Raw genomic sequence first — 12,258 nt, forward strand, 5'->3', positions numbered from 1 at the left:
TTTTAAATATCGCAAGTATCGGGTAGCTTAAAATTTTTATCAGCACTACTTTTGTATATAAATAATGATCATATGAAAGTTCAAGACGAGATAAACTTTAATCGGATTACAGCTGCCATTAACTATATTCAGGCTAATTTTAAAAGCCAACCTAGCTTAGAAGAAATTGCTGAAAAGGTAAATTTAAGTCCTTTCCATTTTCAGAAACTATTTAGCGAATGGGCTGGTACAAGTCCGAAGCGGTTTTTACAGTATATAAGTATAAGTCATGCGAAAAAGCTGCTTAAGGAGAACGAAACCTTATTTAATACGGCTTTGGAAACTGGACTTTCGGGCACAGGCAGATTACACGATTTATTTATAAATATCGAAGGCATGACGCCTGGAGAATATAAGAATGGCGGTGAAAATTTAAATATCAATTACAGCTTCGCCGAAAGTCCTTTTGGCAATTTAATCGTTGCTTCTACACAAAAAGGGATTTGCCATATCGCATTTTACAATGAGGAACTTTCGGCTCTCAGTAATCTGAAAAAACTTTTCCCTTTAGCCAGTTATAAGCAAATGATGGATTTGGACCAGCAAAATGCACTGTTTATCTTCAATCACGATTGGAAAAAGTTAAATCAAATTAAATTACATCTTAAGGGCACTGATTTTCAATTAAAGGTTTGGGAAACATTACTTAAAATCCCGATGGGAAAAGTATCTACTTATGGAGCAATTGCCGATAAATTGCAAAATCCTAAAGCTTCGAGAGCAGTTGGAACGGCCATAGGCGATAATCCAGTCGCATTTTTAATTCCTTGTCATCGAGTAATTCAATCGAGTGGAGCCTTAGGAGGCTATCATTGGGGAATGGATAGAAAAAGTGCGATTATTGGTTGGGAAGCCGCGAAAACAGAAACTGATTTTTAGCATGTTTAATGTATTAAAACATAGTGAATTAACGCAATCAATATTAAAAAGTAAAATAAGAAATAAAGAGATTTGTTTTGGTGGGAACCTTCGTTTAAAAATTTATGGCAAACTAAGCTGCAAGTCGGGTAAGCGTATGAAACCTGAAAACAGGGTATTTTTTAAAACAGAAAAAGAAGCTTTGGAAAACGGTTATCGGCCATGCGGCCATTGCCTTAAAATGAAATATAAAGAATGGATTTATTTAACCAGGAAATAGACATCAATAAAAACCTTTTGCCATACGGAGGAACCGTAAATTATTATGGCAAATTATTTAGCCATACAGAAGCTAATCTGTATTACCAGCTATTAATGGACACAATTGAATGGAAAAACGATGAGGCTTTTATTATGGGTGAACACATTATTACCAAAAGAAAAGTTGCCTGGTATGGAGATGAGTCTTACGCTTATACTTATTCAAATGCATCAAAATTTGCTCTACCATGGACAAAAGAACTCTTAGAATTAAAAAAAATAGCAGAAGAAAAAACAGGCACAAATTTCAATTCGTGTCTGTTAAATTTATATCACAATGGTGATGAGGGCATGGCCTACCATAGCGACGATGAAAAAGCTTTAGCCAAAGATTCGGCAATTGCTTCGTTAAGTTTTGGTGCCGAAAGAAGATTCCTGCTTAAGCATAAGCAAACTAAAGAAACCATAACCACCTTTTTAGAGCATGGAAGCTTACTAATTATGAAAGGTGCAACCCAAACCAATTGGCTTCATCGATTACCGCCAACTAAAAAAGTAAACACGCCAAGGGTAAATCTTACTTTTAGAACGATGGTTGTATAACCTGCCTATTTGAAATCGCTTAAATCAACAATTTTATTACTGTCGTATTCTTTTAAAAACATCGATCCCTTAGCACTTTTTTCCCAGCTGTAATTCTGCATAATATCTTTGGTAAAGGTAGCTGCATTTAATTTCCCTGGTGTTACGGGCAAATTAAAGGTTTCACCTGTTTTATAATTTACCTGATATAAAGAGTTCGATGTTGCGAATACCAATGTACTCCGATCGCCAGAATTTAATAGAAAACGACCTTGAATACGTTCTGCATCATTTTGTCTTTTAAGCGGATAAACCATTCCGTTAATCAGCGTTACCACAAAATCATTATTTACTAAAACTGTGCTCAAACTAATTTCCTGTAAGCCTATAGTTACCTTTTTATCATCCCTTCCGTTAGAAGCGCGCTCCAGTTTTATTGCATCGGTTTTGCCATCTTTTAAAGAAATAATATAAAATGGAGAAACTAAATTTGAACTATCTGCTACCTGAGCCAAAACTGCAGTTTTCTGTGTATTTAAAAACCTCATCAGGAAAAACTTATCTGCTAAGGGTTTCGGATCATCCTGAACAGCGATTAAAGTATCCTTAAACTTAATCGCATATGTATCGCCCAATTTTCTACCTGAATCTATTTTAACAAAAGCTAAACCCTCTCCTTTTACCTTTGGAAATTCGTTAAAACTTTCACCTAATTTTAAATCTCTGGGATGCATTACTTTTTCATTTTTTTGTTCCTTGCAAGCCAAAAGTGTTACGGATAAAAATAAAGCTAGTAGTGTCGTTTTCATAAAATGCAAGTTGTTTTTTTTGCTAATTTATTACCTTTTTTGTTTCTAAAAAATTGAAATACGTTAAAAATAAAGATTGTAGTTTTTGGTTAGTTAGAAACAGATTGTTTTAAAATTAAATTTAGCAAGTAAAAATAGAAATTCAATCCTTTATGGATTTCATTGATTATTTTATTGTTTTCAATATTTTAATTAGCATATAAATTCTAAAAAAAGCAAAAACATTATTCACTTAAATTAAGTATCAAAAAGTAAACAATCGAATTTCTTAATAACTTGTGAAAAATACTGAAACCGCCTAAATAAGGCAGAAAACAATACTTAGCTTTAACTGTAGCATTTGGTTTAATTTTTGCGTTTAAAAGAAAAACAAATATTATGAGACGTATAATCATCCTAGGCATTATTATCTGCCTTTTCAGTTCTTGTTTAGAAAAAATTGACCCAAAATCGTTAACCAATACAAACTGGCAATTAACAGAATTAACAGGTAAAACTTTGCCAGTTAATGCGATGGCAACGCTTAATTTTGCTGAGGACTTAAAATTTAGTGGAAAATCTTTCTGTAATAATTATGGTGGTCAGGCTGTAATTGAAAATAAAAAAGTTAGCCTTAAGAACGTTTTTGGAACAAAAATGTTTTGTCAGGAAACAGCATCAGAAGAAAATGCTTTTTTAAGTGCTTTAAATGAAACCAGTTCGGCTAAAATGGTGGATGGTAAATTGCATTTGTTAAAAGGCGAAGAAACAATTCTAATTTTCACGAAAGTAAATTAATATAAATTAACATTTGCTGATCAGTCCGAATAAACTATTTTTAGTATTTTCGGACTTTTCAGTTTTTAAACCCACCGAATGCCCCTACTTTTAAAAGAAGACTTAAAGTTTTTTTTCTCAACCTTGAGGAAAGCGTTTAATATATTTCAAAAAAACGATCCTTTAAGACTTGCAGGAGCAACCGCATTTTTTACCAACTTCGCATTGCCTCCGATTCTGATCATTTTAATCAGGCTCTTTGGAATGTTCACCGACAGGCGTTTACTGGTTACTCATCTTTTTGAAAGATTAAATAATATACTTGATGATGAGAGCATTGCTCAAATCAGATTAACGTTGCGCAACATCAGAGGTATTGATCAAGCCTGGTACATCACCCTTTTCAGTTTTATTTTCTTTCTATTTGTAGCTACAACACTGTTTAATGTAATTAAAAATTCGTTAGAACAGATTTGGAACATTGCTATGAAAGATAAAAAAGGAATTGTAAATACCTTAAAATCAAGAGCCATTTCTGTAACTATAATTTTGCTGGCAGGTATTTTATTTTTATTTGGCTTACTTGCTGATAGTGTTCAGGCAATTATTGGTTCGTATCTTAAAACGAATTCGCCATCCTTCGAATTGGTTATCACCTCTATTATTAATCAGATCATTTTTGTAATCATTGTAACTGCCTGGTTTAGCATACTTTTTAGGTTTTTAACTAACGGAAGACCAACCTGGAGGGCAGCAATATCTGGTGGTTTATTAACTGGCTGTCTTTTTACCGCAGGGAAATATATTTTAAGAATTTTATTGCCATTGAGTAATATCAGTAACATTTATGGCTCGGCTGGTTCCATAATTGTAATTATGCTCTTCGTATTTTATTCTTCACTTATATTTTATTTTGGAGCATCATTTATCAAAGCCTTAAGCGTGGGCAGAGAAACACCTATCGTACCTAAAAATGGTGCATTTGCTTATGAACTTACGGAGGTTGAAAATGAGATTGAAGAAATTATTGCAAATAAAAAAGGAGAAGCTAAATAATAGCTTCTCCTTTTTTTATACTTAGCCGAGTTTTTTACAGCTTCATATAATATTTACAAAATACGATAGCCCAGGCCAATTGTAAATAAATTTAACTTTGTTGGTGGGTAACCGTCTTTGTTAAGCTTAGATAGACCCAGTTCGTAACGGGCATCGATACTAAGCTTTTTGATGTCTAAACCTGCACCAAATTGCCAGGCAAATGCCTGATCTTTAAAATTACCCTGAAAAACATTTCCAGTTGCCTGTCCTAAACTTTGATTTTCATCTAAAATTAAAGAAAACATTGGACCAGTATTTATCCTTAAACCAACACCTGCAGCACCGAATTTAGTACCGATTAGTAATGGTACATCTAAACTGGTAAAGCGAACCTGATTTACGGCACCAGTTGCATCGCTAATTAAGTTGGTTTTTTTGCCTGAAACATATAATTCAGGTTGAAAATAAATACCAGCAGCACCTACCCTTGCCCACAATCCACCGTAAAACCCTGTTCGGTTATCACTGCTAAAAGTATTTTCGGTATCAAATTTCGAAAAATTTGCACCAGCCTTTATTCCGAGCTGGAAAGTAGGCAGAACCTGTGCACTGGCACAAAAGCCAATAAACAAACAGGTTAAGGTAAGATAAATTGATTTCATAAAATTAGGGATGATTAATAGTTTTTAACTTGTTGCATTATTAATAGCCTCTTGCTCTTTAAGCGCATCAACATTGTTTTTATCGCCAAAGTTTTGAGTCTTATCTGCAAAGTAATCTAAAATACCTGATATAGTATCTAAATTATCAGCAAGATTTTGATGAATATCTGGTAAATCTTTTTCCAGGCGTTTTTCGCCCAACTCTATATTGTCGACTTCGATTTTACCAATTTTTTGAATAAGTGCCTGTTGAGAATTTTGTAAATCTTCTAACTCACGCACAATCTTTTCCATTAATTCAAACTTCTTTAAAGTATTCATAGGTTCTTATTTTAATTTTTAAATGTTCAAATAATAAACCCTTATAGTCCAATTTTGTTTTTTTTCGATAAATTTTAAACTAAAAATTGGAATTAACGAAAACAACTAATAAATTAGTTTTAAATTAAAAAACGATGGAAAAGTTATTTTCAGTTTTATTTTCGATGTTATTGAGTTTAGCACTCTTCGCTCAAAGTGAGCCTGCAATTGATAAAGAAAAACTTTTCGACTTATATCAATCTCAAAAATATGGCGAAGCTGCGGTTTATCTAAAAAGTGTATATGGCGATGATGTAAATGATTTTAAAATCATTACTCAAATCGGTTACTGCTATTTAATGAATGGCGACAATGCAGAAGCAGAAAAGTTTTACATTAGGGCTTACCAGCAACAACCACAAAATCTTCCAGTACTTTTTAGTATTGCGAGGTTAAATTCAAAAAGAGGAAATGTTGAAAAAGCAAAATTCTATTACGGCGAAATTGTAAAAATTGATAGTAATAATTTTAGTGTTTATAAGCTTTTGGCAGGTTTATATAATTCAAATAAAGATTCTACTAAACTAATTTACCTTTTAAAGGCCAGTAAAATTAATCCACAGGAAGGCGATGTGGCATACGACTTAGCGGATGTTTACATGAAATTTCAAGACCGGGAAAAAGCATATCAAGTTTTGAATGTTGCAATTGCTGCTGATACTGGAAATATCGTTTTACAAAAAGCAATACTTCCTGTTGCTAATTTTCTAAAAAAATACCACGAAGTTATTATATCAGGAGAGAAAATTTTACTAGCAGATGCCGATCCGAATGTGATAAAGGATGTGGCCAAAGCTTATTATTATCTTAAAAATTATCAGAAAGCGATCAATTTATTTAAGCTTTTAGAACTGTCGAACATGCAAAATGAAACAACCTTATACTTAACGGCTTTATGTTACAGAGGCATTAAAAACTATCCTTTAGCAACAACATATACCAAAAGAACAATTGATGAGGGCATATCGACCAATACAGCCGAATATTATGCTTTACTTGGATTAGTTTATTCGGAAAGCGATAAAGTAAGTCAGGCTAATGCGGCTTATAAAAAGGGGTTGGAATATAAGGCAACTCCAAATATTTACTACCACCTCGCAGTTCTATACGATACTAAGCTAAAGCAAATGAAGAATGCAAGGAAGTACTATAATTTATACCTAAAAAGCAAGCCTAACGCAAAAGATAACAAGGAGGAAATTGCCTTCGTAAAATCGCGAATTGAACAAATTAAATCAACAGATTAACTTAAATCTTCGAACACTGGTTTAACATTATCCCAAAATTCATCAAGCGCAATAATTCGGGGTTTGAAGAAGGAGATTAATTCTGGCCAATGCTTTTGATTGTAAATATTAACATTGATTAATTCAGTTGTAATCAAGCTCACGGTTTTTCCAAATTCGTCGGTTGCATCTTGTATCCAATCCCACTCTTCGTTTAATGTAGCGCTTAGCATCGATTTAAATTCTTCGAACTGATTGAAAATTAAATGCCTTACTCCAGGATCAGGATGGGTGAGTTGAATCGATATAACTGCTTTTTTATTATCGACATCCATTTTGAAGAAAATCTGCTTTACACCAGTTTTATAATTTATCCAGTGTACGGTTGAGCCACTTGCTGATGGAACAGGTTTCATGTATTGCCCAAAACTTATCCAAAATTGCTGGCGCAAGCGTGTGGCTTCTTCTTTACTATACATTAAATTAATTTACTGATTTCGATTTTTTAGCGTCTGATTTATAACGATCAAGATAAATTTTGTTTTATTTATTGCCCATCAGGCGAGCAACATATTTACCAATAATATCAAATTCTAAGTTAACTGTATCACCGACCTGAACTTCCTGTAAATTAGTATGCTCAAATGTGTAAGGAATTATAAAGACAGAAAATTCATCACTTTGTGAATTTACCACTGTTAAACTGATGCCATTAACACAAGCTGAGCCTTTCTCTACCGTAACGTTACCAGATGAAGCATCATACTTAAATCGATATTCCCAGCTACCATCTAATTCTTCACGCTTAATACATATTGCAGTTTGATCTACATGGCCCTGAACGATGTGCCCATCCAGGCGGGCGTTCATTTGCATACAACGCTCTAGATTTATCTTACTCCCAACTTTTAGTTGCCCTAAACTGGTTTTACTCAACGTTTCATCAATTGCGGTAACGGTATGGTTTCCATCATTTAAAGCCACAACGGTTAAGCAAACGCCATTGTGCGCCACACTTTGATCGATTTTTAACTCGTGGCTAATTGCTGAGGCAATAGTAAAGTGAATGTTTGTATGCTCCGTTTTAATGGCCGTTACTTCGCCAAGCGTTTCTATAATTCCAGTAAACATTATTTATGATTAAAATTTCAATCTGTTTTTTCTCCAATCGGATGAAGTTTTTGTAACCTGTTTTACAGTTTCAATGCTTCCACCCTTTTGAAATAATTTTGCAGCAATAATTGCAGCGATTAACGCTTCCGTTTCATCCTCATTTTTTAAACTTTCGCTAGTAAAATATTTGCCTACAAAATGAGTATCAAACCGTCCTGTTTTAAAAGCTTCGTGCTGCATTACAAATTTACCAAAACCTAAAGTAGTTTCTATCCCTGTAATCTCATATTCTTCGATTGCCCTAACCATTCGTTCAATGGCTTCTTCCCGATCTTTCCCAAAGGTGATCAGTTTGGCAATCATTGGGTCGTAATAAATGGGTATTTCCATCCCTTGCTCAAAACCATCATCAACCCGAACGCCGTTCCCTTTTGGAGTTTTGTAGGTATGTAAAGTACCAATATCTGGCAAGAAATTATTATTCGGGTCTTCTGCATAAACCCTAAGTTCAATTGCATGACCGCTTATTTTCAAATCTTCTTGCGTAAAGCTTAAGGTTTCGCCAGCGGCTACTTTTATTTGTTCTTTAACTAAATCTATCCCAGTAATCAGTTCGGTTACTGGGTGCTCTACCTGTAACCTGGTATTCATTTCAAGGAAGAAAAAGTCGAGATTTTCATCCAGAATAAATTCAACCGTTCCTGCACCGGAATAATTAACTGATCGGGCAACATCTACGGCACAGGCACCCATTTTCGCCCTTATTTCTTCGGTTAGTACCGATGAAGGTGCTTCTTCAATCACTTTTTGGTGTCGCCTTTGAACAGAGCATTCGCGTTCGAATAAATGAACAATATTGCCGTGATTATCGCCTAAAACCTGTATTTCAATGTGCCTTGGTGAGGTAACATAACGCTCGATAAAAACAGCACCATCTCCAAAAGCAGACGTTGCTTCGCTAACAGCCAATTGCATTTGCTCTTCAAAATCATCAGCCTTTTCTACAATCCGCATTCCTTTGCCACCACCACCCGCAGCAGCTTTTATCAAAATTGGAAAACCAACCTCAATGGCTCTCTGTTTTGCTTCATTAACATCCTGAATTGCTTCTTCGGTTCCAGGAACCATGGGTATATTATATTTTAAAGCCGCAGCTTTTGCCGACAATTTATTACCCATAATCTCCATTGCCTGTGGCGAGGGACCTATTAAAATTAAACCCGAATCGGCAACCAATTTTGCAAAACCAGCATTTTCTGATAAAAATCCATATCCTGGATGTATTGCTTCAGCGCCTGTTTTTTTGGCTGCATCAATAATTTTTTCTCCTAAAAGATAACTTTGATTAGACGGTGGAGGACCAATACAAACTGCTTCATCGGCGTAACGGACATGTAAGGCATTACGATCGGCTTCTGAAAAAACAGCAACCGTTTTTATACCCATTTCTTTTGCAGAACGCATAATACGCAATGCAATCTCTCCACGATTGGCAATAAGAATTTTTGAGATTTTAGACATTTGGTTAAATACTGAATTACAAATGTAATATTATTTCTATCGCACGGTCAATCATCTCTGCACTAAGATCCAGGTGGGTTACCAAGCGTACCGTACTTGAGCTTGTTGTGTTGCAGAGCAAGCCTTTTTCTTTAAACTGGTTAACAATTTTATCTGCAGATCCTTTTTCAACTTCAAAAATTACAATATTGGTTTCTACTGGCATTACCGATTTTACATAACTTACCGCACTTAAAGTTGCGGCTAAAGTTTTAGCATGGTCATGATCCTCTTTTAATCGTTCTACATGATTATCTAGCGCATAAATACCAGCAGCAGCAAGAAAACCAGCTTGTCTCATCCCGCCACCAAAAGCTTTTCTTATTTTCCTTGCCTTGTGAATGGTGGCTCGATCGCCCAATAACACAGAACCAACTGGCGCCCCAAGCCCTTTAGATAAACATACTGAAATGCCGTCGAAATATTGACCATAATCATGTGCTTTATCGCCAGTAGCCACCAACGCATTAAAAATTCTGGCTCCATCCAAATGTAACTTTAACCCTTTAATATTGCAAAGATGATGAATCGGTGCAATTTGCGATAAAGTATAACAACTTCCACCACCCTTATTTACTGTATTTTCTAATACCACCAAGCTCGAATTAGGATAATGAATGTTATCCTCATTAATTTCTGGCTCTATAAGTTCGGGCGTTAAAATGCCACGTTCGCCATAAAGCAATCTAACCGAAGCGGCAGAATGAAAGGCAATACCACCAATTTCGTAACGGTAAACGTGCGCTGTCTGATCGCAAATTACCTCGTCCATAGGTTGGGTAAAACACTTTATACCGATTTGATTAGTCATGGTACCCGAGGGGCAAAATAAACCTGCCTCCATATTAAAAATATTTGCAAGTTTTGTTTCCAAAGTATGAACAGTTTCATCTTCTCCGAAAACGTCATCGCCAACTTTAGCGCTCATCATAGCATCGAGCATACCAGCTGTCGGTTTGGTTACCGTATCGCTCCTGAAATCCAAAATTTTATTAATCATATCGATAAAAATTGTAAAATATTGTTGACGTATAAAAAATAATACCAATGCCTTATTTGGTATAATTTTAAGGTTTTAAGCTGATTAAACAGCTTATATAGTGTATTTTTTACACACTTAAATTTCAACAACAACAAATTGTTAAAAAATTATTAAAAAAAAAGATACAAAATATAAGAGTTTTTATACTTTTATCGTGCTAAAACCAAAAATAAATAAAATGATAGTAATTGCAGACGGTGGATCTACCAAAACAAATTGGTGTTTGATTAACGAGGCCGGCAGAAAAATTTACTTTAATACCGAAGGCTACAATCCTTATTTCTCAAAAGAGGAATACATTGTACAATCTTTAAATGAAACTCTTCCGGACCACTTAGAAAGAGAAAAATTAACAGCGGTTTATTACTACGGTGCGGGTTGTTCTACACCTGGTAACAAGAAAATTGTTGCTGATGCCATGAAACAGATTTTTTTAAATGCAGAAATTTTCGTTGGTCATGATTTACTCGCTTCTTGCAGAGCACTTTTAGGAAACGAGCCTGGATTTGCTGCTATTTTAGGAACTGGTACAAATTCATGTTTGTATGACGGAAATGACATCACTTTAAATATCGATTCATTAGGTTATTTCTTAGGCGATGAAGGTAGTGGCTCTTACATCGGTAAACGCATATTAAGTGATTACATGAAAGGTTACATGCCTAAAGGCTTAAGAGAGGCTTTTTATGATAATTATGCTTTAACTAACGAAGATATTTTCGACAATATTTACAATAAACCATTGCCAAACCGTTTCTGCGCAAGTTTTAGTAAATTTTTATACGATTTTAAAGATACTTACGAAGATTACACCTACAAAACGATTGATTATGCTTTCACTGCATTTTTCGAAGCTTTGGTTGTACACTACCCTAACTACAAGGATCATAAATTAAACTGTGTAGGTTCGGTAGGTTATAGTTTCCGCGATATTTTAAGTATTGTTGCCGATCGTTACGAAATGGGTGTAGGTAAAATTATCCGTTCGCCTATAGATGATTTGGTGCATTACCATTTAGAGTTAGCTCCAAAAGGATAGTTTAGAGTGAAAAGTATAAAGTTTAGAGTTTAAGGTTTAGAGTACAAAGTTTAAGTTCTATCAATAAAAAAGGTTCAGTTTGAAATTTCAAACTGAACCTTTTTTATTGATAGCCTATCGGCTTAACGCCTTTCAACTTTTTACTTTTTACTTTTTACTTTAGCTATCAGCTTAAAAAGATATCTCTTTACCAAAAAGCTTGGCATATTTGCGTTTATCAAACCTGTATAAAGTAGCAGCTCTGTAAGAAACACCTTTTTGTTTTTCATCAAGCTCTTTCAAAACACCAAAGCTTACAATTTTCTTTCTAAAATTTCTTTTATCGAGTTTTTTACCTAAAACCAGTTCGTAAACATGCTGCAATTGCGTTAATGTAAATTTCTCAGGCAGCAATTCAAAAGCAATCGGCTGATGCTTAATTCTACGCTTGATTTTTTCAAGTCCTTTATCATAAATCTTTTGGTGGTCGAAAGCAAGTTTTGGCAAATCGGTAATTGGCAGCCAGTTTGCCTGCTTTGCATAATTACTTATCGGACGAAGATCTTTATCTCCGCCTAAGCGAATTAAAGCATAATAAGCCAAAGTAATCACACGCCCTTGCGGGTGCCTTCCTGGATCTCCGAAAGCATAATATTGCTCCATATAAATCCCTCGTAAACCAGTTAGTTCATATAAAATACGGGCAGCAGATTGGTCTAAACTTTCGTCAGCACCAACTATATTTCCAGGTAAAGCCCACCAATCTTTAAAAGGTTCTTCATTCCTTTCGATGAGCAAGATTTTTAATTCCTTACCGTCGAATCCAAACAGCACACAGTCAATCGAGAAAACGGAATCTAAATGAGGTAAAATTTGTTCCAATGTAAAATTTAGTTAATTTAAGCGTTAAAGGTATGACTTTCAATATTAAGTA

15 protein-coding genes are annotated in these 12,258 nt (G+C 34.6%); 7 read left to right on the plus strand and 8 right to left on the minus strand.

The genetic code is table 11. The features are described 5' to 3' along the window. Nucleotides 1-72 precede the first annotated feature (72 nt). From ABD692_RS03400 to ABD692_RS03410, 3 genes are read left to right on the plus strand one after another with little or no spacing between them, the layout of a single operon-like run. Nucleotides 73-918, plus strand: a complete 846-nt coding sequence (locus ABD692_RS03400; protein ID WP_344764934.1) for a methylated-DNA--[protein]-cysteine S-methyltransferase — start codon at nucleotides 73-75, stop codon at nucleotides 916-918. A gap of 1 nt (nucleotide 919) precedes the next feature. Then, nucleotides 920-1,177, plus strand: a complete 258-nt coding sequence (locus ABD692_RS03405) for an Ada metal-binding domain-containing protein (protein ID WP_344764936.1) — start codon at nucleotides 920-922, stop codon at nucleotides 1,175-1,177. Beyond that, entirely contained in the window at nucleotides 1,153-1,761 is a 609-nt protein-coding gene (locus ABD692_RS03410; RefSeq protein WP_344764938.1) for an alpha-ketoglutarate-dependent dioxygenase AlkB family protein, read from the plus strand. The genes ABD692_RS03405 and ABD692_RS03410 overlap by 25 nt, the downstream gene beginning before the upstream one ends. A gap of 5 nt (nucleotides 1,762-1,766) precedes the next feature. Here ABD692_RS03410 and ABD692_RS03415 read toward each other — a convergent pair whose 3' ends face one another. Next, entirely contained in the window at nucleotides 1,767-2,549 is a 783-nt protein-coding gene (locus tag ABD692_RS03415) for a hypothetical protein (protein ID WP_344764940.1), read from the minus strand. A gap of 378 nt (nucleotides 2,550-2,927) precedes the next feature. On the opposite strand from ABD692_RS03415, the gene ABD692_RS03420 reads away from it, so the two are divergent. Together ABD692_RS03420 and ABD692_RS03425 are read left to right on the plus strand one after the other, a co-directional pair. Then, nucleotides 2,928-3,326 carry an META domain-containing protein gene (locus ABD692_RS03420; protein WP_344764941.1) on the plus strand — a complete coding sequence of 133 codons (399 nt, stop codon included), beginning with the start codon at nucleotides 2,928-2,930 and terminating at the stop codon, nucleotides 3,324-3,326. Between the two features lie 78 nt (nucleotides 3,327-3,404). Then, nucleotides 3,405-4,361: a YihY/virulence factor BrkB family protein gene (locus ABD692_RS03425; RefSeq protein ID WP_316759580.1), complete on the plus strand. Its 957-nt coding sequence runs from the start codon at nucleotides 3,405-3,407 to the stop codon at nucleotides 4,359-4,361. 53 nt (nucleotides 4,362-4,414) lie between these two features. Here ABD692_RS03425 and ABD692_RS03430 read toward each other — a convergent pair whose 3' ends face one another. Further along, on the minus strand, nucleotides 4,415-5,005 hold the full coding sequence (locus ABD692_RS03430; protein ID WP_344764944.1) for a porin family protein: 591 nt from the start codon (nucleotides 5,003-5,005) through the stop codon (nucleotides 4,415-4,417). A gap of 24 nt (nucleotides 5,006-5,029) precedes the next feature. Then, entirely contained in the window at nucleotides 5,030-5,326 is a 297-nt protein-coding gene (locus ABD692_RS03435) for a hypothetical protein (protein WP_316759585.1), read from the minus strand. A gap of 134 nt (nucleotides 5,327-5,460) precedes the next feature. Between ABD692_RS03435 and ABD692_RS03440 the strand changes: the two genes are divergently transcribed. Next, nucleotides 5,461-6,612 (plus strand): tetratricopeptide repeat protein, encoded by a 1,152-nt coding sequence (locus ABD692_RS03440; protein WP_344764946.1) that lies wholly within the window; start codon nucleotides 5,461-5,463, stop codon nucleotides 6,610-6,612. Here the strand turns inward: ABD692_RS03440 and ABD692_RS03445 are convergent. From ABD692_RS03445 to ABD692_RS03460, 4 genes are all read right to left on the minus strand, one after another. Further along, nucleotides 6,609-7,070 (minus strand): DUF4268 domain-containing protein, encoded by a 462-nt coding sequence (locus ABD692_RS03445; protein ID WP_344764947.1) that lies wholly within the window; start codon nucleotides 7,068-7,070, stop codon nucleotides 6,609-6,611. The two genes, ABD692_RS03440 and ABD692_RS03445, sit on opposite strands and share 4 nt — an antisense overlap. 64 nt (nucleotides 7,071-7,134) lie before the next feature. Next, on the minus strand, nucleotides 7,135-7,722 hold the full coding sequence (locus ABD692_RS03450; protein ID WP_316759591.1) for a riboflavin synthase: 588 nt from the start codon (nucleotides 7,720-7,722) through the stop codon (nucleotides 7,135-7,137). Nucleotides 7,723-7,731: 9 nt separating this feature from the next. Further along, a complete protein-coding gene (gene accC / locus ABD692_RS03455; RefSeq protein ID WP_344764949.1) occupies nucleotides 7,732-9,225 on the minus strand; it encodes an acetyl-CoA carboxylase biotin carboxylase subunit in 1,494 nt (497 codons plus the stop codon). A 16-nt stretch (nucleotides 9,226-9,241) separates the two neighbouring features. Further along, on the minus strand, nucleotides 9,242-10,264 hold the full coding sequence (locus ABD692_RS03460; RefSeq protein WP_316759596.1) for a threonine aldolase family protein: 1,023 nt from the start codon (nucleotides 10,262-10,264) through the stop codon (nucleotides 9,242-9,244). A 220-nt stretch (nucleotides 10,265-10,484) separates the two neighbouring features. On the opposite strand from ABD692_RS03460, the gene ABD692_RS03465 reads away from it, so the two are divergent. Further along, complete coding sequence (locus ABD692_RS03465) at nucleotides 10,485-11,345, plus strand: BadF/BadG/BcrA/BcrD ATPase family protein (RefSeq protein WP_316759598.1); 861 nt, start codon at nucleotides 10,485-10,487, stop codon at nucleotides 11,343-11,345. 171 nt (nucleotides 11,346-11,516) lie between these two features. Here ABD692_RS03465 and ABD692_RS03470 read toward each other — a convergent pair whose 3' ends face one another. Next, nucleotides 11,517-12,206, minus strand: coding sequence for an NUDIX hydrolase (locus ABD692_RS03470; protein ID WP_316759601.1), 690 nt, complete (start codon nucleotides 12,204-12,206; stop codon nucleotides 11,517-11,519). Nucleotides 12,207-12,258: the final 52 nt, after the last annotated feature.

The sequence above is a fragment of the Pedobacter ginsengiterrae genome (assembly GCF_039537385.1).
GTDB classification, from domain to species: domain Bacteria; phylum Bacteroidota; class Bacteroidia; order Sphingobacteriales; family Sphingobacteriaceae; genus Pedobacter; species Pedobacter ginsengiterrae.

Coding starts and splice junctions, on each gene's coding strand:
- ABD692_RS03400 (WP_344764934.1), top strand. CDS start 73: ATGAAAGTTCAAGACGAGATAAACTTTAATCGGATTACAGCTGCCATT.
- ABD692_RS03405 (WP_344764936.1), top strand. CDS start 920: ATGTTTAATGTATTAAAACATAGTGAATTAACGCAATCAATATTAAAA.
- ABD692_RS03410 (WP_344764938.1), top strand. CDS start 1,153: ATGGATTTATTTAACCAGGAAATAGACATCAATAAAAACCTTTTGCCA.
- ABD692_RS03415 (WP_344764940.1), bottom strand. CDS start 2,549: ATGAAAACGACACTACTAGCTTTATTTTTATCCGTAACACTTTTGGCT.
- ABD692_RS03420 (WP_344764941.1), top strand. CDS start 2,928: ATGAGACGTATAATCATCCTAGGCATTATTATCTGCCTTTTCAGTTCT.
- ABD692_RS03425 (WP_316759580.1), top strand. CDS start 3,405: ATGCCCCTACTTTTAAAAGAAGACTTAAAGTTTTTTTTCTCAACCTTG.
- ABD692_RS03430 (WP_344764944.1), bottom strand. CDS start 5,005: ATGAAATCAATTTATCTTACCTTAACCTGTTTGTTTATTGGCTTTTGT.
- ABD692_RS03435 (WP_316759585.1), bottom strand. CDS start 5,326: ATGAATACTTTAAAGAAGTTTGAATTAATGGAAAAGATTGTGCGTGAG.
- ABD692_RS03440 (WP_344764946.1), top strand. CDS start 5,461: ATGGAAAAGTTATTTTCAGTTTTATTTTCGATGTTATTGAGTTTAGCA.
- ABD692_RS03445 (WP_344764947.1), bottom strand. CDS start 7,070: ATGTATAGTAAAGAAGAAGCCACACGCTTGCGCCAGCAATTTTGGATA.
- ABD692_RS03450 (WP_316759591.1), bottom strand. CDS start 7,722: ATGTTTACTGGAATTATAGAAACGCTTGGCGAAGTAACGGCCATTAAA.
- accC (WP_344764949.1), bottom strand. CDS start 9,225: ATGTCTAAAATCTCAAAAATTCTTATTGCCAATCGTGGAGAGATTGCA.
- ABD692_RS03460 (WP_316759596.1), bottom strand. CDS start 10,264: ATGATTAATAAAATTTTGGATTTCAGGAGCGATACGGTAACCAAACCG.
- ABD692_RS03465 (WP_316759598.1), top strand. CDS start 10,485: ATGATAGTAATTGCAGACGGTGGATCTACCAAAACAAATTGGTGTTTG.